Genomic DNA, 24,363 nt, shown 5'->3' with positions numbered 1-24,363 from the left:
CGAAATAGCAAGTGTATATAGTACCCCGATATAGAAAAAAACGGTGAGATATAGTCCATCAAACCATATTCCCACCGTTCATTTTTATAATCACGATATTTTTATCGCATATTCATCGCATTAGCTCCCAAAGCTCCTAATATAGCCGAAGCCACTGCTATTACAATTTTCAGAATCTTATTCAAAACCGCTTTTTTCATGTTAATTACTTTGTGCTTTAATAATAAATGGACCGCGCAGCCCCAACTCTCAATTCTCCACTTACCCAAGTGGATTCTCATCGAGGCCTCCGTCACCACCGGCATTTCCTCCGTTACCATCATCGGAACCTTCATTTCCATCAGTAACAGTTCCACCCGTCCACTTTTCAAACTCCACACCTTGCCACAATGCACGCGTGGTTCCCAATGCCGCCGGACGTGTATATTCAGGAGTAAACATGAAGTGCAGGGATGTTACCTGATTCGGATTTACATCCTTCTCTTTATCTACCCCTTTGCCACGTGTCCGCGCAATCACCGTAAATGTTCCCAAACCATCCAAACGAACCGTACGGCTATTCAGCAGCTGCATCCGCATCACCGACATCAAGTTCCTGATTACGTTGTGTACATCACCCGGCGTTGCCGAGCACTTCTCAGCTACCATCTCTCCCAACTGTTGTAAACTTACAGCTCTTCCTACTTTCTTCAATGTTAGGTGCCACTGCTTAACCCCATCTTTCGTTTTCAACTGCGATTGTCTCGCATAATACAATAAAGGCATAATCTTCCTCCTTTTACATTTTAGTTCAACTTCGTTTTACGTATTCTTGTGTTGGCCAACGATGCAAAGGTGAGGATATATTCAGGAATAGCCAAAGAAAACTGGATAACCAGGACGGTTATTTCAGAGTTTATCATAAAGCGCTATGAATAAACTACTTATCTACACAACCATTATAACCAAGATACACAATTAAATAAAACAACCGGAACCACTCCTTATTACGGAGTAATCCCGGCTGCTGCCTAAAACAAAATAACCGCTGTTACCTGTCGTTTCTTTTAATATATTCTCTTACGTACGATTAATGGTGCTCCAAGCTCTTCCCTCTCCAGTACTTCCAAGAATCCACTCTGTTCCAATTCAAAAAGAGCGGGATATACCCGTAACTTTTCAGCACCGGAATTTTGAATGATCTCCTCTACGGAAACACCTTTAGGAAAAGAAGTAATATAATCAATGATTCGCTGGGTATCAATAATCTTATAATTTACATCCATTATTATTCCCTAATAAATTATATTCACATTTCTCTATGCTCATGATCATTAATTATTCAGGAACACAATAAAGCATATTTGAATAATCAAATAACCATTCTGTCTCTTTTAACCTAGGGTGTGTTTTGTCTTTTTCACTTAGTAGCATTTTATCTTTAGGAATATGCCAGTCAATGCCTAAATCCGGATCATCCCAAGCAATAGCACCTTCATATTGAGGAGCATAAAGATTATCACATTTATACTGAAAAATAACTTCTTCACTCAAAACGCTAAAGCCATGAGCAAAACCACGAGGAATGAAAAATTGACGGTGATTATCCTCTGTAAGTTCTATGGAAACATGCTGACCGAAAGTTGGAGAACCGGTTCTGATATCTACTGCTACATCCAATACAGCCCCTTTCACAACACGCACTAATTTGCTTTGGGCAAATGGTGGCTTCTGGAAATGCAAACCACGTAGTACACCAAAAGAAGATTTACTTTCATTATCTTGCACAAATGTAGTTTTACAAACTTTCTCTTCAAATTCTTTTTGATTGAAAGATTCAAAAAAATAGCCACGAGAATCACTATATATCTGTGGTTCAATAACCACAATTTCGTCTATATCAGTCTTTATTACGTTCATAAAAAAGATAAATGGTTTAAACGATTAAGTCACCTCTATAATCATAATCAATATTTATTGAAAAAAATATAGGATTCCAAAGTTTAATATCACCGTCCATATACAAGTATTTTATTACTCTCCTGCTTCCTTTTGATGTAATTTTTTCACAAATTTCACATCGTGCCTAATCATTATTTTCACTAATTCGGAGAAGCTTGTTTTCGTAGGATTCCAACCAAGCAAAGTTTTTGCTTTAGTAGGATCTCCTAACAACTGCTCCACTTCGCTAGGACGGAAATACTTTGCATCAACCTCTACCAAAACCTTACCCGTCTTCACATCAATGCCCTTTTCGTTCACACCTGCACCTTCCCAGCGAAGTTCTATCCCCACTTCCTTAAAAGCGAGAGTCGCAAATTCACGAACTGTATGCATTTCTCCCGTAGCTATCACGAAATCTTCTGGCACATCATACTGCAGAATAAGCCACATGCATTCCACATAATCCTTGGCATATCCCCAATCACGACGGGCATCCAAGTTACCCAAATACAATTTATTCTGAAGCCCTTGAGCAATGCGTGCAGCTGCAATCGTTATCTTTCGGGTAACAAAAGTCTCTCCTCTCCGCTCGCTCTCATGGTTGAACAGAATACCGTTGACAGTAAACATATCATAACTCTCTCGATAGTTCTTCGTTATCCAAAAACCATACTGTTTGGCTACTCCATACGGACTGCGGGGATAGAAAGGAGTTGTCTCCTTTTGGGGTACTTCCTGCACCTTGCCGAACAATTCCGAAGTGGAAGCTTGATAAATCTTCGTCCTCTTCTCCAATCCAAGAATACGCACGGCTTCCAACATACGTAAGGTGCCCACTGCATCTGCTTCTGCCGTATACTCAGGTACATCGAAACTCACCTTCACATGACTTTGTGCTGCGAGATTATAAATTTCATCTGGTTGAACCAACTGAATAATTCGGATTAGTGAACTACTGTCCGTCATGTCTCCATAATGAAGATTTATCAAACGCTCCTGTTTCATGTCACGAACCCATTCATCCAGATAAAGATGTTCAATACGCGCAGTATTGAACGATGATGACCGGCGAAGAATGCCGTGAACTTCATATCCTTTTTCAATTAAGAATTCGGCAAGGAATGAGCCGTCTTGTCCAGTAATTCCGGTGATTAGTGCTACCTTTTTCATCTATATATAAAATTCATTTTACGATATTTATCATTTTCGACTTTTCATAAAAGCTTTATAAGCATAACAACAAAAATAATATATAGCTTTTATATAGCCAGTCTTTTCTATATTCACATATATATTCCATTGCCATTTAAGTGTTTTCCATTTATTGGATGATATAGATTGATGCCTAACCCGATAAAGAGCTGTTACGGAATTCACACTTTTGGCAATAAAACCTTGTTTTAATATTGCTAGCCAAAATACATAGTCTTCATGCCCAATATTTTCAAAAAATATTTTACCCACTTTTTGGGTATCAAAAATTGCAGTAACACAACCTATAACATTCCCTTTAAGTAGCTGTTTGTAAGTTGTATAAGCAGGCACTTTTATATATCTATTATGTCGTTCTCCATCCTCATTCATCTTTTCATAATTAGAAAAAACAATTGCGGTATATAAATCATCAAACAAAGGTAACTGTCTGTCAAGTTTATTGGGTAACCAAACGTCGTCACTATCCAAAAAAGCTATATATCGACCACTAGATCTTAAAATACCTATATTTCTAGGTATACAAGGAGAACCCGAAGAACGCTCTGTCTTCAAATAATAAATACGTTCATCTCCTTCAGCATACTCCTTGGCTATTTTTGCTGAATTATCTTTAGAGCAATCATCTATTATTAATAACTCCCAATTATAATAAGACTGGGATATGACAGATTCTATTGCATATTTTACAAAAGGCTCCGCATTATACATTGGCATAATAACTGACACCAAATCATTCATATTCAATAGTGTTATTTATAGGATTATTATGTAAATACATCAAGCAATAGCTTAATAGACTATATTGTAAAATAAGAAAAGAACCACTAGACATTAAACCGCAAAAAAATGGAATACAAAAATAATTTTTATCTCTGTTTTGAATTAAATGATAAAAAGAAAATAAACATATAAAAATAAATACCAACCCACAATACCCAAATCCAGATGTTAAAATAGAAAAAAAATCAAGAGAAACTTTACCTTCAGAAGATTCCTGTAGCCCTAGCCCCCAATAATTAATATCAGAAGAGTAATTACCAAAACTATTAAAACGAGCAAAAATACTTGCTACTTCCCCATTAGTCATAAGAATCAAATCATCCGCATAATAAATAAAAAGAAGGAAACTACTAATTAGTGTTAACAGAGCAAATAATTTTACCACTTTTGATTTTATAAAAAAAAACGCATGAAGTAATAAAAACAGATAAGCAAATTTTGCACCACTAAAGAGTAAAAGGAACAAAGACAAATACTTGTATCTTTTGCATTCTTCAAAAATACCAAAGAAACAAAATGAAATAGATAGATAAAAAGCAAATGGAGAAGATTCATTAAACAATCCAGTATATCTATAGAATGGTTTAACCAGAAAAATAGGTATAGTATATTCTGCTGCTTTTTGAGCAGGCAAATTACTGTGAATCATAGCTAATTCATCGAACCCTAAGTTTAAACAAATAAGCTGAAAAATAACATAAGCAAAATTTACAAGCAAAAACCTTTTAAAAAACAACAAAAAACCATCTCTACAATCTCTGATTACTATATTTGTAACAAAGAGCAACAAGAATGTCAAAAAATAACCAATATACATAGGAACATTCCATGAATGTTCCACTGCAACAAAGCAATATATAAAAAAGAAAGAACACAAGAAAAGAATAGGTAGATCTACTTTCGAGCAAGTACAATGCTTATAAATTAAGAAAAAAATTATTCCTAGTGGTAACCACATAATTCTGTTTTGCACATTGAGTCCTATTAATAAAAACAAAACAGAAAATGCAGGAAGGAATAAAGAAATAAAATATAGCCTAAACAGTGAATTCATTATTTAGCTCCAAAATATAGTATTCTAAAATAAAGATTATCTGATATAAGATAAGATGACATATACTTAAGTAACGCCTTAAAATATTGATAACAAGAATTATACATATAATTTCCATCGTATTTTTTTGCTAAAGATTTGGCTTCTCGAAAAAGAATTAAAGAATTCTGTCTGGAGCTAGATAGTCCCCCTAAATCATATTCACTAACTACAACATCTATTAATTTAAAAAGTGCATTTCTTTCATATCTTAATCTCAATAGAAACTCCCTATCACCCAGCAATCTATAAGAACGACCATACAACATATTTACAAATAATGCTCGCTTAATAAACATCCCCTGATGTGGTGGTGTATACCAAGCCGTAACAAAAGAACTAGCTTTCACCACTCCCATTAGCACATTTCGAAAAGAGCAAATTATATTTCCTAAATAAACATCAACATTTTCATTTAATTCTATTTCTTTTACTACACTCATCAAACTACTTTTATTATAGAAAGAATCACCTGCATTTAAAAAATATAAGAAATCGCCTAATGCTTTAATTCCCCCTTTATTCATTGCATCGTAAATACCTTTATCCGATTCACTTACCCAATAGGATATTTTATCAGCATATTCTTTTATTATATCTACTGTGCCATCAGTACTGCCGCCATCAATGATTATATATTCCACATTTGTGTAAGTTTGATTAATCACTGATACAATTGTTTCTTCTATTACTTTAACCGCATTAAAAGAAACTGTTATTATCGAAATTTTAGGATTATTCCCCATATACAATCATCTAGATATTCAAAAGCTCTTTATAAACTATTCATGAAATATGCATTCCATAAAAAGTGCTGAAAGGGATTCACCCCATTCCTATGCTAATAATTCTTTTACCCAATTATCTATTCTAAGAAATGTTACATCTGTAACATTTTCTTCACATAAAGGAGATTTTACAAAATCTACTGGCACTACAGGATTCATCTTATCTATAATACAAACCTGTCCTGCATTTATAAAAGCATAATCCACTACATACTTATTAGTAGTTATTATCTTTTGTCCATTAGCTAATGCCCAAACAAACCGAGCGGTCAATCCACTTTGCCCTTCACGTTGTGAATCGAGTATGCAGTTTGACATATTACTATATCTATCATATTCATCATGATTTACAATCTCATCACTCGCCACTCCAATCTCATCATTGCCCATCACAAATTCCATTTCATCCAAAAATTCCTCATTTTCAATTGGACTCAAATACTTTTTTAAAAAATATTTCAACTTAGATTTTAATGGTACGCTATTTCTCAACTCTACCAATTTGATATAAAATTTCAGCTTATTATCAATCAATTGTGGCATGATTCTTTTTAATAATGTATATCTCCCATCATGATTTGTCCCTATGCAAAAGAGATCATATTTTTTCTGCACTTCATGAGATAATGTAGAAGGTATATAGTAAATTGGCAATAACTTCCAATGAGTACTTTCTTGGGCATCAAGAAGATCAAATGTATAGCATTTATCAAACCATTGAACAAGCCGATTAAAATTATAATAATTACAAGAATCCCATGTGTATAAAACTTTTCTTATATTAGGATTCTTTGCCTCAAGATATTTAATTAAATATTCACCAATAGAAGAACCGCTTAGAGCTAACAGCAAATCATAACGTTCTGATAAATGAGCATTTATTCTTATTATTCGCTTCCAAAATGAGGTATGTACATTAGAGATAGAAAACAATATTTTTTTCAGAAAAAGGAAATTACCTGATTTATAAAATGGATCTATTTTCAAAATTTCATCTGCAATAGTCACTACCTCATGTCCTTGTTTCTGTAATTCTGCTTCAATATCTTTATATAAATCCAAATGAGGATTAGCTATAAACAGGATTTTCATTTAAATAGCCCTTTCTTTTTCATTTCTTCAATAGAAGCCTCATATTTATCCTCCACTGCTTCCTGTTTATTCGCCCATTTACAAAACTCACCGATTCCATCACTGAAGCTCCATCTCGGTTCAAAACCTAATATTGTACGGGCAGCTGTAATATCTGCATAGTTATGACGAATATCCCCCAACCGAAAATTACCAGATATTGTAATAGGCACATCTATCCCATATTTATCACAGAGAGTATGAGCCACAGTCAGTACATCAGTTGCCACCCCTGTACCAACATTAAACACATGGCCATTCGCTTCTTCTTTTTCAATACCTAATATTGTTGCATCCACCACATCATCAATATATACAAAGTCTCGCGTTTCCTTTCCATCTTCAAAGATATTAATCCCGTTGCCGTTCTTTATACGAGTAGAAAAGATGGAAAGAATACCTGTATATGGATTGGATAAGGATTGTCCAGGACCATATACGTTCTGATACCGATAAGATACGGCACCAATTCCTATGGATGGACAGACAAGGTGAACTAGCTGACCTTGCACCTGTTTCGTGATGCCATAGACAGAAGTGGGATGCACTAGGGAATCTTCCGTCGTTCCCACTAAAATCAAAGGTTTATGACAACCAGGATACTTTACCTCAAAATCACCCATACACATATCTTTCTCAGTACGCTCCATAGGATACACGTATTGTTTCAAATCATCACTATAATATCTACCCTCACCATAGATAGCACGGCTTTCAGCTACCACCACTTTCTTTACAGAATGTTTTGTATTCGTCAGAATATCAAGCAACAATGCCGTTCCACCGATATTGGTCTCTACATATTTTTGTATCTCATACATGGATTGTCCCGTACCCGTTTCAGCTGCAAGATGAACCACACATTCCACGCCATCTAGAGCTTTCAACCAATTTTCCTTAGATTTCACAGAACCAAGAATAAAATTCACTTTACCTCTAATCGAGTTATAGAGAGGAGAAGTCTCTTCGGGATTCTCACCATGAATCTGTCTGGAAAGATTATCCAATACCGTAACCTCATATCCTTTGGCTAGAAGTTTAAGAGCCAAGTTTGAGCCGATAAAACCGGCTCCACCTGTAATAAGTATATGTTTCATAACTGATTCTTCAAAATTGTTTGTATCTTCGTGGCATCTCCATAGATAATGGGAGAATCATAGGGGCGATCTGGGAAAACCCCATACTCCAGTTTTATATCCAGCTGATATTCTTTAATGAAATTTTCTACCTGTTCTGCCAAAGTGACAGGGTTACCCGAACAGCAGTTAATGATACCTGCTACTTCTGTCTGTGAGATAGCAATAGCGATTTGCTGCGCTAGTTCACTCACTGTTATAAAGTCATACTTCGTTTTGCCAGTAGTGAACGGAAAAATTGTCTTACCCTCATCGGCAGCCTGTAGCAGTTTACTAAAGATAGAATGATTCTTGCGATCATCGCCAAGGATATAATATCCACGTAACCATTGCAACAGACACTGATGCGAAGAACAGTATTGAATCATACTTCTGCGTAGCGCATCCTTGGCAATGCCATACAATGAAATGGGATTACATGGCGTATTTTCGTCTATCTTACCTTCCCAATAGCCCACCTCATGCATAGTTCCCATGACAGCCAACTGTCTCAACCCTCCGTCTATCAAGGAAGTCAAGAAACGATAGTGTGCAGACAAATCAAGGATATGATTCTTGGAATTGTGTACAAAACCATCACGCCAAGCTAGATGGATACACACATCGGGGCTTCCTAACTTTTCAAAGATTCCGTCTAATGAAGAGAACAAATCTCTTTCTATTTGTTTCGCACGAGTATCAATACCTTGTAAATGTAAGTCACAAGCTGTTACAGAACATCCATTATCCAACAAAGTGGACACAACATGCTTTCCGATGTAACCATGAGCACCGGTAACTAATATTTTCATATTTATAAAATTACAATTGATTTCTAAATAAAATTCCCTTTTAAATCAGTTCTCCGCCATTCCTTTTTGTCGAAATCATATCGTTTCACAATACGAACTGGATTGCCAACAGCAACACAATAATCAGGAATATCATGGTTAACGACACTATTGGCACCAATAGTGACGTGCCTTCCAAGAGTTACATTAGGCAGAATTACCGCATTATTATAAATTTTACAATCCGCTCCTATCCGCACAAAACCGACTTTTATATTCTGCTTTTCGATAGGCTTTGAAATTTCATCGTATGGGTGATGAATATCTGTGATGGTTACATTAGCAGCAATAGCTGTATTTTGCCCAATAATTATACAATTAGCACAGGTTAAATGAAGATTCTGTTGAATACTAACACCATCTTCTAGAACAATAAGAGGAGTGAAACAAATATCATTATATTTAGACACCCCCTCTAACCTTGCATGAGCCCCTACATATACATTCTTTCCACATCTCAAATAGCGAGGAGTTATCACAATAGGGGACATAATGTAAGTCGTAACATCTACTGCTGCGTATTGATACTTATGCCACAAATAGGGAAGTCTTCTTTTCCCATACGAGAAGATCCTTTTTACCCACTCCATAATATAAATTATTTTCATTGCAAATCCATTCATTTCTATCCAAATCAAAATATTTAATGATCTTTGCAGGTATTCCCACAGCCACTGAATAGTCCAGTATATCCCTCGTCACCACACTGTTTGCACCGATTACTCAGTGCTTCCCTATTTTAGCTCCCAGCACACATACATTTTCTCCGAGCCAAGAGCCTTCACCTATCACCACTTCTCCAAGCTGAATAATAGGTTGATTCTTAATAGGTATAGACATGTCTTCATATCCATGAAGATTATCAGAGATATATACTCTATCGGCTGTCAATACATTTTTTCAAGAATTATCTTCTTTGTGGCATAAATATGATTGAAATGTCCGATGGTGACACCATCTTGAAGTTCGAGCAGACAGGGCACTTCTCCTGTATGAGGCAAGGCCGCCAACCAGGTCTTATATGCCACATATACCCGATTGCCAATCCGAATATTTTCAGATCCATCAATACTCATAGGAGAGATTATAGCAGATTTACAACCAAATGATTGAAATATGTATTGTCACCCAAAACGATATATACGAAACCGCAATCCATAAACTCTTTAAAAAAAAGAAAAAAGATACATTATTAAACACATATAATAATATTATAACTGTAAATAAATAGAGTCATTTTACAAAATGAGCAATCTCTTTTATCCGATTAGAGTAATACTTATTATAGTTTTTTTCTAACACTTGCCTTGACAATCTCTCTTGTATAGGATACAATTCAGCCTCATGTTCCAATATTTCATCAACTGTATATTTAAACCCAACAACCTTAGCTGGATTACCCATTACTATTGAATAGGGAGGTACAGATTTTCTGCAAACAGAACCCGCTCCTACAATTGCCCCTCTTCCAACAACTACATTTGGCAATAATGTTACATTGGATGCAATCCAAACGTCCTCTTCTATTATAACATGACTACCAACATCAGTAGAAGTATCTTTATATACCTCTTTATGCCACTTCCCAATATCAGGATTAGTTGGGTGATTAGCAGTCACGACAGTTAACCCCTGCGCTGCACCTGATTTCTTTTTCATAATAAATTTACCAGACACTGATACAATCAAATTTGAATTTCCAAATATATTCACATCATCTTCCAAAAAAAACATTTTTAGGATTGCAAACTCTTAACGGGGGCTGCAAAATGACACCTTTTCCACAAAATCCATATATCGTTTTATCCAAAGGCCTTATATATAAATCATATAATGAAATAAGTCCTCTAACGAAAAACTTAATCTTTCGCATACAATAAAAATTAGTAAACAATAACAAACAGGAAAATTAATTACCTCCCCACACGCTTCAATATTATTCTGATAACAGTATCTCTGTCTGTTTTTTCAAATCCACAACAAAAGATGAAAGTAGAAGAAATAGAAACAGAAATAATGATAAATAAAATTAGCCCCCAAAAGCCATGTAAATGAAGTCCTATATGATAAGAAATAAAGAACAGAACAATAAATATTATATACGACTTCAGCATTACCTTTAGGAAGTAATCTCTGACAGAGAATTTTAACAGAAAATTCAACAGAAATACCCTTGCTAAAAAAACTATTACTGAAATAATTATCCTAATAATAAAAACAGATAAAGGAGAATACCCTGCATATAAGAAGACAAAACTCCCCAAAATATTCAATAGATAAAGAGAAGATATAATTATTTGATAGCGTTTAATTTTACCGACAGCTTGCACAGTCATCCAAAGAGGACCGGCATAACTTTCCATAAGGAATGATATTATGATACAAATTGAAAAATCACATGCATATTCTGGAACTGTCTTTAACCAAAGAGAAAGAATATAGTCCATTTTAGTCATTAAAGGTATTGCAATTAATATCATTAAATAAAATGATATTAAAGAGGCACGAAAAATCAAGGAACGAAGATATTTATAATCCCCATTTGCATATGACTTTATTATTTGAGGATTAAATGCCATTTGAAAATTTACCAAGAACTGACTAAGCGCATTCATTATTTGTACGGAGATCCCATTAGCTGCATTAATCAATACGCCAAAGAAATTATTCAAAAGAATATTAACTCCCTGATTTGTAAGAGTTGAAGAAGCGCTTGACAACATAGACCATCCGGAAAACTTAGCCAATTCGTTAATTACGGACTTATCAATCGAGAACTTCAATTTACAACCATTCAAGTTTTTAAAACAATAGCAATGATACCAAACTGAAATTACAACAGAGACACCCAAAAGAAGTACTGAATAAGAGATCAACTTATCAAACGCTAAAATCACTAAAAGATATGTTATCAATAGCTTTAAAAAGACTTCCACAATACCTGTATATGCAAAAAAAGACATCTTTTCATAAGCCAATATAGCCGCATTATAAGGTAACCTAATAATACCAATAATAAAAGTAAATATAGAATATTGATAAGTCCAAAACGCAGCTCTAAATCGTCCTTCAGGTATATCAATGTAGTTATACAAAATAGATAATCCTACAGTCTCAGCAATAATGAGAATAAATAAAGAAAGAATCAAATACACCCAAAATGCCTGACTAAATAATAGCCTAAATTTATTGAGGTCTCCAATTCCTAAGGCATAAGCTAAATAACGCTGAACAGCTATTGTGAGAGAAGTGGAAAGGAAAGAAAATAGAAGTACTGTAGATCCTACAATATTATATATACCAAAATCTACTATACCAAGAGTCTCCAATACAATTCTACTTGTGTATAAGGATATTCCCATAACCAGAAACATTCTTAGATACAAAAACAATGTATTTTTAGCTATTTTCTTATTCTTATCCATAGCCTTAAATTACTGTGCTGTATAACCACCATCAATCACTAAATTCTGTCCGGTTATCCAGCGCGACGCGTCTGAAAGGAGAAAGAGGCAAAGTTGTGACACATCAGTCACTTCGCCCAATCCCAGTGGAAAACCGCCAATACGCTTCTTATATTCTTCCTCCGAAAGAGTCGATAGAAAATCCTGCATCATAGGGGTGAGAATCGTACCCGGCGAGATACAATTAATGCAAATACCTTTTCTGGCAAGCTCCAGTGCCATGGAGCGAACAGCACTGACCATAGCCCCTTTTGAAGCTGCATAAGCGGATACTCCTCCACGGCCAATTATGGAAGTGATAGAAGATATTAGGACTATATGCCCATTATCATTAAAGAATTTCTTATTACTGAAACAGTGAACAAATTCAAAAGCACTTAAAGTATTTACACGAAACACTGTTTCGTAATCCCCCGTAGACAAAAACCTAACAGGAAGCGTTTTCTCTATCCCGGCAGCATGGATAAAACCATCTATTCTGCCATGACTGATAACTATGTTTTCCACCAGCTCCATTATCTTATCCGATTGAGCTAAGTCAAGTGAATAATAAAAATGTTCTTCAGGTCGTTCCATTTTTCCTCTTGTTTCCTTCAGTCGCTCTTCATTACGAGCTATAAGAGCCACTCTAGCTCCCATCTTACTACAATCTATCGCACACTGTCGACCAATACCGGATGAAGCACCGGTAATAATTATCATTTTTCCGGATAATGAAAATGGATTATACATACAATTATAAATATAAAAGTTCAGGACAAATTATCTTATTAGTATTAAACCGTACACTGCCAAGAGAAAGACCTACACCAAATCCTGTCGCAATAAAATTTAGATTTTCCGTTTTTAGCTGCCCAGAAAGATTGGTAACCATTAATAATGGAATGGAAGCACCACTTGTATTCCCAAATTTATCAATATTATAAGGCACTTTTGTTGCATCAAACTTCACTCTCTTACGAATCTTTTCACACAAAAATTTATTCGCCTGATGAAGAAGAAGATAATCAATCTGATTTATATCTATTACAAAACGATCAATTAATCCCTTTAATGATTTTGGAACATTGACAGTTGCAAAAGAGAAGACTTCAAGTCCATCCATTTTTTCATGAAGTCTACTCCTACGATATCCTCCCACATCTTCTGCCATTTTTAACGAATCAGCAGTGAAAGGGTTGCGGCAACCTCCATCCGGTACAATCAATGCATCTTTTCCAGAACCATCACTCATGTAATGAAAGTCTATTGTATTCTTAAAATCCGCATTGTACTCCAATGCAATAGCAGCCCCTCCATCACCGAATAACAGAGCGGTACTCTGGTCTTCAGGACTTGCATAGAACGATTGTGTATTACCAACCAAAAGTAACGCCTTCTTTATCATTCCTGTTTGAATAATACTACTTACCATCCCTAATCCATACACAAAACCCGAACACCCCAAGGGCGAATCAAATGCCATGCATTGCTTCGACAAACCTAATCTATCCTGCAAAATGCACGCAGTAGATGGAAGCTTATAATCTGCCGTATGAGAAATGAATACCAATAATTCTATTTCAGAAGAATCCCATTCTAAATCAGCAATCAATCTCTCAGCCGCTTTACAGCAAAGATCAGAAGTACAGATAGTACCATCATGAATGGCACAATGACGCTCCTCTACTCCAATGGTAGATATATATTTCTCAATTTCCTCAGCAGATAAATAAGGATAATCACGATTCCTCTCTATCCTCTGTGGCACACAAGCACTTATGCCCTTAATCTCAACGTTTCTTATCTGAATAAAAGCCATCTTATTTCAAGAGATTAATCAAATCGCCAATCGTATTAGCTTGTTTAAAATCCGGAACTTTCAATTCCTTATCATATTCTTCATCAAACATTGCAATAACCGATAATGCTGCTAATGAATTCCACTCGTCTAAATCCCTAAATCTTGTACCTTCTTTTAAACCTTCCACTGATTCCATTTCAATTGCTTCAGCAAATTTCTCAATAAATTTTTGTAAACTCATATTATAATTCAATTTAATAAATAGATAGTTTGCGTCCATCTTTAACATATAGTATTTGGAAAAACGATTTCCAATGCCTCCTATGATAGATGTCAAAGTAGACTATGATTTTTAATTTTATTAGGTTTAATTCTAATGGTTATCGGCAAAAGATTCTTAATAATTAAATATACATTCTTCATCTCTTACCTTTAAATGTTTCTTATCTTTTTCACTCAATACAATTCTATTCATTGGTATCCTCCAATCAATCCCCAAATCAGGATCATCCCAAGCAATGGCTCCTTCATGTTGAGGAGTATAGAAATTATCACATTTATATTGAAAAATAACCTCTTTGCTCAAAACAGAAAATCCATGAGTAAAACCTCTCGGAATAAAAAACTGTCGATGATTATCCTCAGTCAATTCTACAGCAACATACCGTCCAAAGATTGGAGAGCCTTTTCTTATATCTACAGCAACGTCTAAAACCGCTCCCTTTATAACACGTACTAATTTACTTTGAGTAAAAGGCGGTTTTTGATAATGCAAACCACGAATTACTCCATAACTGGACTTACTTTCATTATCTTGTACAAAAGTCGTATTACATACTTTTTCCTTAAACTCATTCAGATTAAAAGACTCAAAAAATAACCGCAGTTATCTTTAAAAAGACGAGGCTCTATGATCACAACTCCGTCTATAGAAGTTTGAATTATATTCATCTACTTGATTATTTCAATATCAAAATTTCTTTCCAAACACAATATTCATAAACGTCATAAACAGTATCTTGAAATCAAAAAACCATGAGCGACGTTCCAAATAAAACAAATCATACCGCAGCCGACGTAACATCTTCTCCATTGTATCCGTATACCCATTATACAAAGTAGCATACGAAGTAACTCCCGGACGGATCTGAAATAAATAGCGATAACGAGGATCATGCTCCATGATCTGATCTATATAGAACTTCCGTTCCGGACGGGGACCAATAAAAGACATATCACCAAGAAAGACATTCCAAAGTTGGGGAAGTTCATCTAAATGGTGTTCACGAAGAAATTTACCGATTTTTGTTAAGCGTTCATCTTTACCACCGGCATAAAGTGCCGGACCATACTTTTCGGCATCCAACTTCATACTACGGAATTTGTAAATGTAGAAGGGACGACCAAAACGTCCAATACGTTCCTGTTTGAATATGGCTGCACCACCATCTTCATGCTTTACTGCAAGATAACAAATCAAAAATAAAGGCGAAAAAATAATAAGACCTATAAAAGCCAGCAAACAATCGCCAACGCGTTTTACACTGCGTTCGAAATCATTCATTCCATCAGGAATAAAATGATCATTTTGTTCCATAGATTCCATACGGTATAAGTATTTTTGTCATTGTAATATTTCAAAAGGATATTGATTCTCTTCAATATTCTTCAATTCTTCCATAACTTCCGCTTGTTCGGAAGTTAAAGTTCCTTTGTCCCACTTATCCATAATGGAATGAGCTTCTTGAAGCAAACCCTCTTCATAAATTTCGCCATAACAGTAAGTCAGCAAACGAACTTTAAGCAAGGAAGCTGGAAGTTGTTCCAGAATGTTATAAGCGCGGTCTAATACAGATTGCTTCTTCTGCTCTTTATCTCCATAATCGTAGATCGTAGCATTGTAACCCATCAAAAGTGCCAGACACAGATTGGCTTCTTCTTCGATATCGGAACTCTTAGAGGAAAAAAGAGAATTGGACTTAACGAGAACTTCCTTATTCAACCGACAAAAAGTATCGGAATAGATAGGTTCACCGTCCATACCAAGATACATCAGCTCATGAGCGACATGTTGAAGCTCAAAAGCACAAGAAAGTAAAGAATTCATGGAGATTAATATATAATTAGTTGATTAGCTTCAGATAAGACTTGGGGACTCTAATACTTGCAACTAAGACACCCTTGATACAAATAACAACATAGGTTTTATTGGCTTGTGTGGCAATCTCACCTTCAATGCCGCTAAAATCCCCTTTGATGACCTTTACTTTATTCCCTATAGCAAAGGGTTCGCTATCAAAACTGACTCCATCGGGATTCAAGTCCATAATAAATATAAAGTCTTCCATTTGTTTATTAGGGACCACCAACATGGAATGAGTGAAAAGGTCTTTCATATAATAAAGGCGAACACCATAAACATTGGAAAGATCACAGGCAGTTTGCTTAGTAGCGTAGATAAAGATTAAATTTCGAATAACAGGAACCTCAGTACGCTTACGGCGATACTTCAGCTGAGATACCATAGTTCGCGTGGGAAGATAGTAATCAAGATCCAGACCCTCTTCTGCCTTAAACTTATCTAGGGATTTTCGGACAGCAAACTCTTGCTTATCACGAGTACGGGCGGCAAACCAATATTTCTGATTTTCAATCACTTGCAAGAAAACTATTGAGGATTTCAGTATAGTTCCGGGTGCGCTTCGCGGTTTGAACGAGACATATTCTCTTTCAAACCGAAACAAATAGTTTTTTAACTTAATAAGATAGAAACGAAGACATTAAACTCAAAAAAGTATTTTTTAATCGTTCGTTTAATGGGCGTCAAGATTTGAGAAAAATAAGAAATTAAAAAAGGACAAAAATGAAAGGATATTAAATATATTTATCGACAAAAAAGTTAGACTGATAATCAGCGATATAGCAGTAAAAAGAGCCTAGCATAAAAATATTTTTATTAAACATTTTGCACATTCAAAAAATACCCATTATCTTTGTGCCCATTAAACGAACGTTTTTTGGACACCCCTATAAATACAACGTATTACTCTATTATACAACAAATTACCCTCATATTTATTATTAGCAAAAAAACTTTTTCTATCACTCCTATTGCCTGTAAACAAAAGAAACGCTTACCTTTGCCCGTTTTTCAAATCAAACATTTAATATATATTTTATTATTACGTTAAATAAGTGAAATTATGAAACAAAAAGAGATGGCTAAAAGCCTTGAAAAAAAGGCCTGAAACAGGCAGAAAATTCACCTTTAAGAGGCAATGTATCAGAGATTAAGAGAAAACCCGGACGCCCTAAAGGTAGAGTAGTAAAAGGGATACTTCCCAAATATCGAAAAGAAGGGATGATAGAACTGCTCAATTGGAGAGACAAGGGATTTTTCGGTAAAAAAGAAAACATATCCATTCACGAATTGGCAGACAAGGGTGCTGAATGGGGACTTTTTCTCTCCGACAGCAATACTCCACTATCAGCCAAGACAATAGAAATAGAATTGGGAGAAATCTGGAGAGGTGAACATCTACAAAAAGTGATGGAGAAGAAGAGTAAAAACAAGAATAAAGATAAGAAATAAATGGACAATAATTAAATATTGACACCCTATATACAATCTACTATATCTTTGCCCCCGCTTTAGCAAAGATTAAGCCCCGCAAATCGAGAAGATGTCGCTTTATCCCCAAAGTGATGTCTTCTCTTTTTTTATGCCCGACATAAACACCAACTAAAGAACTAAGAATTAATAATTTAAAATTAAACACAATGAGAAAACTAAAGAAACCCGCTTCAATCTATGAAGCACTTAGAAAGAAATGGAAAATACGAATCATGCTCGAAAAAGCCTACACGGAAGACGCAGCACTATGGATGACCGACAGAATTGAAAGCCTCATCAGCCACATGCAGTATGGATATGCACTTGTGGCATATTACAAACAGGACGGAACCTTCAAGTTTGTAAAAGCAACACTACTTCCATACGAAAAATGTTTCCGTCGGAAATACGATATACATCATATAGAAGGGCACATCATCTACTGGGATGTAGAACTACAGGCGTGGAGAAGCTTCCAGCTGGAAAACTTTCTGGAATGGAGACCGATCAATTGACAGTTGACAATTAATGATTAATGATTAACAATTAAAGAATGAAGTTATGGCAATGATATACAATAGCATACCTTATTTTCCTACTCAGGTGAGCTTCTTCGAAGAAGTGGCTATGGAACTGATAGAAGCTAGGTATGGAATGAAAGCGGAAACGGCAGTCATGAAATTAGTGTGCAAGATATACAAGGAAAACGGATACTACATGGCATGGAATGAAGAACAGTGTACACTCTTCACCAACAAAGTGGGAAGGGAAATTGCGAAAGAAGAGATGCAGGGAATTGTGGAGACACTGATGGAAAAGGGGTTCTTCGACAAAGAAACCTATAAGGAACACGGAATACTGACTTCCGTAGAGATCCAGAGAGTATGGCTCGAAGCAACCAAACGTAGGAAAAGGGACTTAGAGTCCCTGCCCTACATGCTGGTGAAGACGGAAGAAAGTGATAAAGGCGGTAAAGACGGCAAAGTCGATAAAGAGGCCGATGGTATGCAAAACCCTCAAAATTGCATGCAGGATGCAGACAATTTCACCGAAAATGCCGACAATTCCGAACAAAACAAAACAGAACAAAACAAAGCAAACGAAAATAGAGAACTTCCCCCTCTAACTCCCCCGCCGGGGGAGGATGTCGGGGTATGGAGGAAATATTCTTTCATTGAGTTTCCGGGATATGCCTACAACAAGAATACCCACAACCTGGAATGTCTCCTGCTCGCACTGGACGGACTGCATATCAACGATCCGAATGATACGAAAGCGATATTGAAGTTGTCCGACTACGGACGGCTGGGAAACGAGGTCTGGAAAATAATACACGCAACCAAGTGGAGTATAGTGAACAGCAAAGGGAAATATCTGATAGGAGCACTGAACAAGGCACGCACACAAGGATAAAAAACGCAAAATCAGAGGCTAAAACAGGCACTGATTATCAGAGGATTACAAGGAGCTAACTTCCTGTCTACAAGAAGTTAACTTCTTGTAGACAAGGTATTGTAGCCCCACAATTATTTAACGGGTTCTATCTTCCAATCAGCCAGCGTATGTCGTTTCGTGTCGAAATTTATACCCACCTTCACTACCGGAAGTCCGCACAGCGCAAAACGTTCGGGATAATTTTTCAGGTCAATCTGCTGCATAGCCGCATCAGCACTCTTATCAAGTTTCAACTCAACAACATAGAGAGTCGTCCAACTGCGCATCACCATATCCACACGACCACGGGGAGTACGTACTTCTACATCAACATAATATCCCAAAAGGTTAAAGATGATAAAAAAGACCTGTTGATAATGCCCTTCATAATCAGTATTATCACAATAAGGAATCGTAGAAAGAAATTTCTGTAATAAACGCAAAGCAGCATCCATGTCGCCACGAGATAAAGCACGTGCCAGGTCTACAACCATAGTAGTGGTAGTCAACGTATCATTTGTGATATATGAAGGAATCAGATTACGCATCAATCCAATACGAACTTCCTTATTAGGAATATCAAGCGTATATATGTCGAAAACACTGTCATAACCTTTTATTGTGATATAGCCGCTTTGATAGAGCAAGGGAGTAATACTGGTCATACGCTCCGTGGGAGCATCAAACTCCGCAGCAACAGCCTCTATTCCGCCTATTTCAGATGGAAGAACGCCAAATTTATTCAGCATCTCTATCAAATAAGTAGGAGTACCGCTGCCAAACCAATAGGAGTTAAATTTGCCATCGTTAAAAGCATTGAACAGACTAAAAGGATTGTAAATATCTGGTGAAGGCCAGGTAAAATGATAACCATCATAGTTCTCTTTCAATTTTGCCAGCACTTCATCACGCGTTATTTGCATTTTTTCCGCCAACAAACCCAGATCATAGCTCATTTGCTCCTTTATTTCTTCTTCCGTAATGCCGCAGATGGCAGCATAAGGTTCGTCCATACTGATGTTCTTGATATTATTCAGTTCACTGAAGATGCTCAGTTGGGAAAACTTCGTGATTCCGGTCAGAAACACATAGCGCAAATAAGGGTCACAGGCTTTCAGCGGACTGTAGAAGTTACGCATCACATTGCGAAGTATGGGCAGATTCTTATCCTCATGCATTACATCAAGAAGCGGAGCATCATATTCGTCAATCAAGACAACAACTTGCTTGCCGGTCTGCTGAAAAGCGCGTTGTATCACCCCCTGCAGGCGTTGGTTAACTTCAACATCACCTTTACCTCGCCCATATATTTCTTCATATTCCAAAAGTTTTCTTTCCAGTTCACTGTCCAGCCGTTCTTTATCCATGTGCTTCGCTGTACTCATGTCAAAGTGAAGAACCGGATGCATATTCCATTCCGCCTCCAGCTTTTCGATAGCAAGTCCTTTGAACAATTCTTTCCTCCCCTCAAAATAACAATGAAGCGTACTGGTCAGCAACGACTTGCCAAAACGACGCGGACGACTCAAAAACATATATTTGGAAGCAGAATGCGTCATGCGATAAACGTATTCAGTCTTGTCAATATACAAATAATTCTTTCCTATGATTTCTGAGAAAGTCTGTATTCCTACCGGATAAAATTTTTGTTGCTGTTCCATACCGAGCCTCCATTTCTTTAATTACAAAGTTACAACAAAAGAATAGAACAACAAATAAACAAGATTATTTATCTTGTTTTCATTCTTTTTTTTCTGCTTATGAATTCTGTTTCGTACGATTTACCAACGACAAATGTAACCAGCCATAAATACCCAATATAATAACCAACAATGTCTGTATACCATGTACTATCAGGGCAAAAGCTCCCGCATCAGTAGCATTGACACCGTATAGCATCATCATTGTAATGACAGCGAAATGCCACGGTCCCGCCCCATTAGGAGTAGGGACAATCACAGCAAAAGTGCCGCCTACAAACATCACCAGACCCGCCAGAAAGCTGAGATGTTCAGTAAAAGCAAAGCAATAGAAAGTGATATAAAAGTGATAAAAGTAACATCCCCATATCAACACCGTGTAAAGGAGGAAAAGCGGTATATTCTTCACACTCTTCAATGACATCACACCTTCCCATACATTCAGCACCACTCCTTTCACTTTCTCGAAGAAAGAAAGCATACGCAGAAGGAAATAGAGTAATACTAATACACCAATGATACTAAAAAGAACGACATAAAACCAGGGAGATGTCACCAGATGCACCAGCGAAGGAACTTTCGTACCTGTCTCTTCAAAAAAACGAAGGAAGACGGGCATCTGCATCAGAAAAGTAATCCCGGTAATCAAAAGAATGGTCAATGTATCTATCAAGCGTTCCGTTACCACTGTTCCAAGCGATTTGGCAAAAGAAACATCGTCATATTTGGCAAGCATACCGCAACGGGAAACTTCGCCTACACGGGGTAAAACAAGATTAGCGGCATAGGAAACAAAAATAGCATCCACACAATCGCTCGTCTTTGGATAAGCTCCGAGCGGCGCAAGCGTCTGTTTCCAACGCCAGCCACGGAAAACATGGCTCATCACACCAAAAAACAACGAAAACAGCATCCATCCCCAGTTCGTTCCATGCAGAAGTACCTCCTTGGCGCGTGCAAAATCAAAATCTCGATACACCCAATAAAGAATAAAACCGCCCAAAGCGACCGGTAAAAGGATCTTCAGTGTCTTTTTTAATAGTTTATTCATGCAGAATTCGTTATTCTTCGTCGAAAAGGATTACCTTTGTGGGCTGCAAATACAGCACTTTCCCAAAAGGACGGTCTCCGTTTGCGGTGCAAAAGTAACGATTTAGTTGATAAATGAAATTAGTAAAGCCTAAAAAGTTTCTCGGCCAGCATTTTCTGAAAGATCTGAAAGTGGCACAGGATATAGCCGATACGGTAGACGCATGTCCCGGCCTCCCCATTCTGGAAGTAGGTCCGGGCATGGGTGTATTGACCCAGTTTCTGGTGAGAAAAGAACGTCCGGTGAAGGTGGTGGAATTGGATTATGAGTCCGTAGCCTATCTGCGTGAAGAATATCCGTCGCTGGAAGACAACATCATTGAAGATGACTTCCTGAAAATGAATCTCCAACGCCTGTTCGACGGGCAACCTTTTGTACTGACAGGAAACTATCCTTATAATATATCCAGCCAGATATTCTTCAAGATGTTGGATAACAAAGAACTGATACCTTGTTGTACCGGTATGATACAGAAAGAAGTGGCCGAACGTATTGCCGCCGGACCGGGCAGTAAAACGTATGGCATCCTGAGCATATTGATACAGGCATGGTATCGTGTAGAATATCTTTTCACCGTACACGAACATGTATTCAATCCGCCACCCAAAGTGAAAAGCGCAGTCATCCGCATGACGCGAAACGAAACGAAAGAGTTGGGTTGTGACGAGAAGCTGTTCAAACAAGTAGTGAAAACGACTTTTAATCAACGCCGCAAAACCCTGAGAAATTCGATAAAGCCGATACTCGGCAAAGATTGTCCGCTGACGGAAGACGTTTTGTTTAACAAACGACCAGAACAACTATCAGTACAGGAATTTATCAGTCTGACCAACCGGGTTGAACAGGCATTGAAAGAGATTAGAGAAACAAGTGATGAAACCAAAAAATGATAATTAAAGATTTTAGGCGCGGATTGTGCGGATGAGCGCGTAGCTTTTAATCCGTGAAATCCGCGTAATCCGCGCCTAAAATTATCACGGCTTAGCCCGCTAAATTATCATTTTAAAAAGAGGAGAAAGATTATGGAGATGGACGAAGAATACATTGACAATGTCAAAAACCTCATAGAACAAAAGGACGCTGAGAACGTCAAAGCACTCCTTATAGACCTGCACCCTGCGGATATTGCCGAACTGTGCAATGACCTGAGTCCTGAGGAAGCACGTTTCGTATACCGCTTACTGGATAACGAAACGGCGGCAGACGTGTTGATGGAAATGGATGAGGATGTCCGTAAAGAATTCCTAGAAATACTCCCGTCGGAAACCATTGCCAAACGCTTTGTGGACTACATGGATACGGATGATGCCGTAGACCTGATGCGTGAGCTGGATGAAGAGAAACAGGAAGAAATTCTTTCTCACATTGAAGACATCGAACAGGCAGGAGACATCGTAGACCTGTTGAAGTACGACGAAGACACCGCCGGTGGTTTGATGGGTACTGAAATGGTGGTCGTAAACGAGAACTGGAGTATGCCGGAGTGCCTGAAAGAGATGCGCCAGCAAGCTGAGCAGTTGGATGAGATCTATTATGTCTATGTCATCGACGACGAAAACCGCCTGCAAGGAGTGTTTCCACTGAAAAAGATGATTACCTCCCCTTCTGTATCCAAGGTTAAACACGTGATGAGGAAAGACCCCATTTCTGTACGCGTAGACACATCTGTGGACGATGTGGTACAGACCATTGAGAAATATGACTTGGTAGCCGTTCCTGTTATCGACAGTATCGGACGGCTTGTGGGGCAAATCACCGTAGACGACGTCATGGATGAAGTTCGTGAGCAATCGGAACGTGATTACCAGTTGGCATCCGGTCTTTCCCAGGATGTGGAAACGGATGATAATGTAATGCGCCAGACCAGTGCCCGCTTGCCATGGCTTATTATCGGTATGCTGGGTGGTATCGGCAATTCCATGATTTTAGGTAATTTCGATGCTACTTTCGCAGCCCATCCCGAGATGGCACTCTACATCCCGCTGATCGGTGGTACAGGCGGAAACGTGGGAACACAATCTTCGGCCATCATCGTACAGGGCCTTGCCAACAACTCGCTGGATGCAAAAGATACTTTCAAGCAAATTACCAAGGAATCCGTAGTGGCCCTTATCAACGCTACTATTATTTCCTTATTAGTATATATATATAATTTTGTCCGGTTCGGCGCAACTGCCACCGTCACCTATTCCGTTTCTATCAGCCTGTTTGCAGTAGTGATGTTCGCATCTATCTTCGGCACACTGGTACCTATGACACTGGAAAAGTTGAAGGTAGACCCAGCCATCGCTACCGGTCCGTTTATTGCGATTACCAATGATATTATAGGCATGATGTTATATATGGGAATTACCGTACTTCTATCCTAAAACAAGAAAAATGA

28 protein-coding genes and 1 pseudogene are annotated in these 24,363 nt (G+C 37.3%); 5 read left to right on the top strand and 24 right to left on the bottom strand.

Going from position 1 to position 24,363, the window contains the following annotated elements; genetic code table 11:
- Positions 1-101: 101 nt before the first annotated feature.
- The 22 genes and pseudogenes from K429_RS30335 to K429_RS0116830 form a co-directional block, all read right to left on the bottom strand.
- Positions 102-200 carry a smalltalk protein gene (locus K429_RS30335; RefSeq protein WP_149919918.1) on the bottom strand — a complete coding sequence of 33 codons (99 nt, stop codon included), beginning with the start codon at positions 198-200 and terminating at the stop codon, positions 102-104.
- Between the two features lie 61 nt (positions 201-261).
- Entirely contained in the window at positions 262-765 is a 504-nt protein-coding gene (locus K429_RS0116935; protein ID WP_026367676.1) for an HU family DNA-binding protein, read from the bottom strand.
- Positions 766-1,046: 281 nt separating this feature from the next.
- Positions 1,047-1,265, bottom strand: a complete 219-nt coding sequence (locus tag K429_RS0116930) for a hypothetical protein (protein WP_026367675.1) — start codon at positions 1,263-1,265, stop codon at positions 1,047-1,049.
- A 52-nt stretch (positions 1,266-1,317) separates the two neighbouring features.
- A complete protein-coding gene (gene rfbC, locus K429_RS0116925; RefSeq protein WP_026367674.1) occupies positions 1,318-1,899 on the bottom strand; it encodes a dTDP-4-dehydrorhamnose 3,5-epimerase in 582 nt (193 codons plus the stop codon).
- A 114-nt stretch (positions 1,900-2,013) separates the two neighbouring features.
- Complete coding sequence (gene gmd, locus K429_RS0116920; protein ID WP_026367673.1) at positions 2,014-3,093, bottom strand: GDP-mannose 4,6-dehydratase; 1,080 nt, start codon at positions 3,091-3,093, stop codon at positions 2,014-2,016.
- A gap of 30 nt (positions 3,094-3,123) precedes the next feature.
- On the bottom strand, positions 3,124-3,876 hold the full coding sequence (locus tag K429_RS0116915; protein WP_026367672.1) for a glycosyltransferase family 2 protein: 753 nt from the start codon (positions 3,874-3,876) through the stop codon (positions 3,124-3,126).
- Complete coding sequence (locus tag K429_RS0116910; RefSeq protein WP_155923423.1) at positions 3,869-4,891, bottom strand: hypothetical protein; 1,023 nt, start codon at positions 4,889-4,891, stop codon at positions 3,869-3,871. Before K429_RS0116910 ends, K429_RS0116915 begins: the two co-directional genes overlap by 8 nt.
- Before the next feature lie 80 nt (positions 4,892-4,971).
- Positions 4,972-5,757 (bottom strand): glycosyltransferase family 2 protein, encoded by a 786-nt coding sequence (locus K429_RS0116905; protein WP_026367670.1) that lies wholly within the window; start codon positions 5,755-5,757, stop codon positions 4,972-4,974.
- Between the two features lie 90 nt (positions 5,758-5,847).
- Positions 5,848-6,891 (bottom strand): hypothetical protein, encoded by a 1,044-nt coding sequence (locus K429_RS0116900; protein WP_026367669.1) that lies wholly within the window; start codon positions 6,889-6,891, stop codon positions 5,848-5,850.
- Entirely contained in the window at positions 6,888-8,027 is a 1,140-nt protein-coding gene (locus tag K429_RS0116895; RefSeq protein WP_026367668.1) for an NAD-dependent epimerase/dehydratase family protein, read from the bottom strand. Before K429_RS0116895 ends, K429_RS0116900 begins: the two co-directional genes overlap by 4 nt.
- Positions 8,024-8,857: an NAD(P)-dependent oxidoreductase gene (locus tag K429_RS0116890; protein ID WP_026367667.1), complete on the bottom strand. Its 834-nt coding sequence runs from the start codon at positions 8,855-8,857 to the stop codon at positions 8,024-8,026. The genes K429_RS0116895 and K429_RS0116890 overlap by 4 nt, the downstream gene beginning before the upstream one ends.
- A 23-nt stretch (positions 8,858-8,880) precedes the next feature.
- Positions 8,881-9,486 carry an acyltransferase gene (locus K429_RS28870; RefSeq protein WP_197031249.1) on the bottom strand — a complete coding sequence of 202 codons (606 nt, stop codon included), beginning with the start codon at positions 9,484-9,486 and terminating at the stop codon, positions 8,881-8,883.
- A 297-nt stretch (positions 9,487-9,783) separates the two neighbouring features.
- Positions 9,784-9,972: a hypothetical protein gene (locus tag K429_RS29480; protein ID WP_026367665.1), complete on the bottom strand. Its 189-nt coding sequence runs from the start codon at positions 9,970-9,972 to the stop codon at positions 9,784-9,786.
- Between the two features lie 157 nt (positions 9,973-10,129).
- Entirely contained in the window at positions 10,130-10,621 is a 492-nt protein-coding gene (locus K429_RS28860) for a hypothetical protein (RefSeq protein ID WP_026367664.1), read from the bottom strand.
- Positions 10,622-10,809: 188 nt separating this feature from the next.
- Positions 10,810-12,321, bottom strand: a complete 1,512-nt coding sequence (locus tag K429_RS0116865) for a hypothetical protein (protein WP_044096713.1) — start codon at positions 12,319-12,321, stop codon at positions 10,810-10,812.
- Positions 12,322-12,330: 9 nt separating this feature from the next.
- Positions 12,331-13,092, bottom strand: a complete 762-nt coding sequence (locus tag K429_RS0116860; protein WP_026367662.1) for an SDR family NAD(P)-dependent oxidoreductase — start codon at positions 13,090-13,092, stop codon at positions 12,331-12,333.
- 4 nt (positions 13,093-13,096) lie between these two features.
- The gene (locus K429_RS0116855; RefSeq protein WP_026367661.1) at positions 13,097-14,161 is read right to left on the bottom strand and encodes a 3-oxoacyl-ACP synthase III family protein; all 1,065 of its coding nucleotides are present in this window, start codon (positions 14,159-14,161) and stop codon (positions 13,097-13,099) included.
- A gap of 1 nt (position 14,162) precedes the next feature.
- Entirely contained in the window at positions 14,163-14,384 is a 222-nt protein-coding gene (locus tag K429_RS0116850; RefSeq protein ID WP_026367660.1) for an acyl carrier protein, read from the bottom strand.
- A gap of 156 nt (positions 14,385-14,540) precedes the next feature.
- A pseudogene (rfbC, locus tag K429_RS28855) lies at positions 14,541-15,094 on the bottom strand (dTDP-4-dehydrorhamnose 3,5-epimerase).
- 19 nt (positions 15,095-15,113) lie between these two features.
- Positions 15,114-15,749 (bottom strand): sugar transferase, encoded by a 636-nt coding sequence (locus K429_RS0116840; RefSeq protein ID WP_007212368.1) that lies wholly within the window; start codon positions 15,747-15,749, stop codon positions 15,114-15,116.
- 18 nt (positions 15,750-15,767) lie between these two features.
- Positions 15,768-16,250 carry a UpxZ family transcription anti-terminator antagonist gene (locus K429_RS0116835; RefSeq protein WP_007215147.1) on the bottom strand — a complete coding sequence of 161 codons (483 nt, stop codon included), beginning with the start codon at positions 16,248-16,250 and terminating at the stop codon, positions 15,768-15,770.
- A gap of 16 nt (positions 16,251-16,266) precedes the next feature.
- Positions 16,267-16,800 carry a UpxY family transcription antiterminator gene (locus K429_RS0116830; RefSeq protein ID WP_026367659.1) on the bottom strand — a complete coding sequence of 178 codons (534 nt, stop codon included), beginning with the start codon at positions 16,798-16,800 and terminating at the stop codon, positions 16,267-16,269.
- 704 nt (positions 16,801-17,504) lie between these two features.
- On the opposite strand from K429_RS0116830, the gene K429_RS0116825 reads away from it, so the two are divergent.
- The 3 genes from K429_RS0116825 to K429_RS0116815 all read left to right on the top strand — a co-directional run bounded on the left by K429_RS0116825 (position 17,505) and on the right by K429_RS0116815 (position 19,169).
- Positions 17,505-17,735 carry a hypothetical protein gene (locus K429_RS0116825; RefSeq protein ID WP_007215144.1) on the top strand — a complete coding sequence of 77 codons (231 nt, stop codon included), beginning with the start codon at positions 17,505-17,507 and terminating at the stop codon, positions 17,733-17,735.
- Between the two features lie 188 nt (positions 17,736-17,923).
- Positions 17,924-18,271, top strand: a complete 348-nt coding sequence (locus tag K429_RS0116820; protein ID WP_007212364.1) for an SH3 beta-barrel fold-containing protein — start codon at positions 17,924-17,926, stop codon at positions 18,269-18,271.
- A 46-nt stretch (positions 18,272-18,317) separates the two neighbouring features.
- Entirely contained in the window at positions 18,318-19,169 is an 852-nt protein-coding gene (locus tag K429_RS0116815) for a DUF4373 domain-containing protein (RefSeq protein ID WP_026367658.1), read from the top strand.
- A 113-nt stretch (positions 19,170-19,282) separates the two neighbouring features.
- Here K429_RS0116815 and K429_RS0116810 read toward each other — a convergent pair whose 3' ends face one another.
- Both K429_RS0116810 and K429_RS0116805 read right to left on the bottom strand, forming a co-directional pair.
- Positions 19,283-20,851 carry an ATP-binding protein gene (locus K429_RS0116810; RefSeq protein WP_026367657.1) on the bottom strand — a complete coding sequence of 523 codons (1,569 nt, stop codon included), beginning with the start codon at positions 20,849-20,851 and terminating at the stop codon, positions 19,283-19,285.
- Between the two features lie 97 nt (positions 20,852-20,948).
- Positions 20,949-21,941: a lysylphosphatidylglycerol synthase transmembrane domain-containing protein gene (locus K429_RS0116805; RefSeq protein WP_026367656.1), complete on the bottom strand. Its 993-nt coding sequence runs from the start codon at positions 21,939-21,941 to the stop codon at positions 20,949-20,951.
- Between the two features lie 113 nt (positions 21,942-22,054).
- Between K429_RS0116805 and rsmA the strand changes: the two genes are divergently transcribed.
- Both rsmA and mgtE read left to right on the top strand, forming a co-directional pair.
- Positions 22,055-22,870 carry a 16S rRNA (adenine(1518)-N(6)/adenine(1519)-N(6))-dimethyltransferase RsmA gene (rsmA, locus tag K429_RS0116800; protein ID WP_007212359.1) on the top strand — a complete coding sequence of 272 codons (816 nt, stop codon included), beginning with the start codon at positions 22,055-22,057 and terminating at the stop codon, positions 22,868-22,870.
- 138 nt (positions 22,871-23,008) lie between these two features.
- Positions 23,009-24,349, top strand: coding sequence for a magnesium transporter (gene mgtE / locus K429_RS0116795; protein ID WP_026367655.1), 1,341 nt, complete (start codon positions 23,009-23,011; stop codon positions 24,347-24,349).
- Positions 24,350-24,363 lie beyond the last annotated feature (14 nt).

The sequence above is a fragment of the Bacteroides sp. 14(A) genome, assembly GCF_000526555.1.
Classification (GTDB): Bacteria; Bacteroidota; Bacteroidia; order Bacteroidales; family Bacteroidaceae; genus Bacteroides; species Bacteroides cellulosilyticus.
The sequence above is the reverse complement of the archived record's forward strand: the minus strand, read 5'-3'. Positions and strand labels throughout refer to the sequence as shown.

Bases quoted from the DNA above. Each gene is read 5' to 3' on its own strand.
- K429_RS0116915 (WP_026367672.1), bottom strand. From the start codon at position 3,876: ATGAATGATTTGGTGTCAGTTATTATGCCAATGTATAATGCGGAGCCT.
- K429_RS0116930 (WP_026367675.1), bottom strand. From the start codon at position 1,265: ATGGATGTAAATTATAAGATTATTGATACCCAGCGAATCATTGATTAT.
- K429_RS0116905 (WP_026367670.1), bottom strand. From the start codon at position 5,757: ATGGGGAATAATCCTAAAATTTCGATAATAACAGTTTCTTTTAATGCG.
- gmd (WP_026367673.1), bottom strand. From the start codon at position 3,093: ATGAAAAAGGTAGCACTAATCACCGGAATTACTGGACAAGACGGCTCA.
- K429_RS0116860 (WP_026367662.1), bottom strand. From the start codon at position 13,092: ATGTATAATCCATTTTCATTATCCGGAAAAATGATAATTATTACCGGT.
- K429_RS0116820 (WP_007212364.1), top strand. From the start codon at position 17,924: ATGAGAAAACTAAAGAAACCCGCTTCAATCTATGAAGCACTTAGAAAG.
- rsmA (WP_007212359.1), top strand. From the start codon at position 22,055: ATGAAATTAGTAAAGCCTAAAAAGTTTCTCGGCCAGCATTTTCTGAAA.
- K429_RS0116935 (WP_026367676.1), bottom strand. From the start codon at position 765: ATGCCTTTATTGTATTATGCGAGACAATCGCAGTTGAAAACGAAAGAT.
- K429_RS0116810 (WP_026367657.1), bottom strand. From the start codon at position 20,851: ATGGAACAGCAACAAAAATTTTATCCGGTAGGAATACAGACTTTCTCA.
- K429_RS0116805 (WP_026367656.1), bottom strand. From the start codon at position 21,941: ATGAATAAACTATTAAAAAAGACACTGAAGATCCTTTTACCGGTCGCT.
- mgtE (WP_026367655.1), top strand. From the start codon at position 23,009: ATGGACGAAGAATACATTGACAATGTCAAAAACCTCATAGAACAAAAG.
- K429_RS0116895 (WP_026367668.1), bottom strand. From the start codon at position 8,027: ATGAAACATATACTTATTACAGGTGGAGCCGGTTTTATCGGCTCAAAC.
- K429_RS0116835 (WP_007215147.1), bottom strand. From the start codon at position 16,250: ATGAATTCTTTACTTTCTTGTGCTTTTGAGCTTCAACATGTCGCTCAT.
- K429_RS0116855 (WP_026367661.1), bottom strand. From the start codon at position 14,161: ATGGCTTTTATTCAGATAAGAAACGTTGAGATTAAGGGCATAAGTGCT.
- K429_RS29480 (WP_026367665.1), bottom strand. From the start codon at position 9,972: ATGAGTATTGATGGATCTGAAAATATTCGGATTGGCAATCGGGTATAT.
- K429_RS0116900 (WP_026367669.1), bottom strand. From the start codon at position 6,891: ATGAAAATCCTGTTTATAGCTAATCCTCATTTGGATTTATATAAAGAT.
- K429_RS28870 (WP_197031249.1), bottom strand. From the start codon at position 9,486: ATGGAGTGGGTAAAAAGGATCTTCTCGTATGGGAAAAGAAGACTTCCC.
- K429_RS0116815 (WP_026367658.1), top strand. From the start codon at position 18,318: ATGGCAATGATATACAATAGCATACCTTATTTTCCTACTCAGGTGAGC.
- rfbC (WP_026367674.1), bottom strand. From the start codon at position 1,899: ATGAACGTAATAAAGACTGATATAGACGAAATTGTGGTTATTGAACCA.
- K429_RS30335 (WP_149919918.1), bottom strand. From the start codon at position 200: ATGAAAAAAGCGGTTTTGAATAAGATTCTGAAAATTGTAATAGCAGTG.
- K429_RS0116825 (WP_007215144.1), top strand. From the start codon at position 17,505: ATGATAGAACTGCTCAATTGGAGAGACAAGGGATTTTTCGGTAAAAAA.
- K429_RS0116850 (WP_026367660.1), bottom strand. From the start codon at position 14,384: ATGAGTTTACAAAAATTTATTGAGAAATTTGCTGAAGCAATTGAAATG.
- K429_RS0116865 (WP_044096713.1), bottom strand. From the start codon at position 12,321: ATGGATAAGAATAAGAAAATAGCTAAAAATACATTGTTTTTGTATCTA.
- K429_RS0116840 (WP_007212368.1), bottom strand. From the start codon at position 15,749: ATGGAATCTATGGAACAAAATGATCATTTTATTCCTGATGGAATGAAT.
- K429_RS0116890 (WP_026367667.1), bottom strand. From the start codon at position 8,857: ATGAAAATATTAGTTACCGGTGCTCATGGTTACATCGGAAAGCATGTT.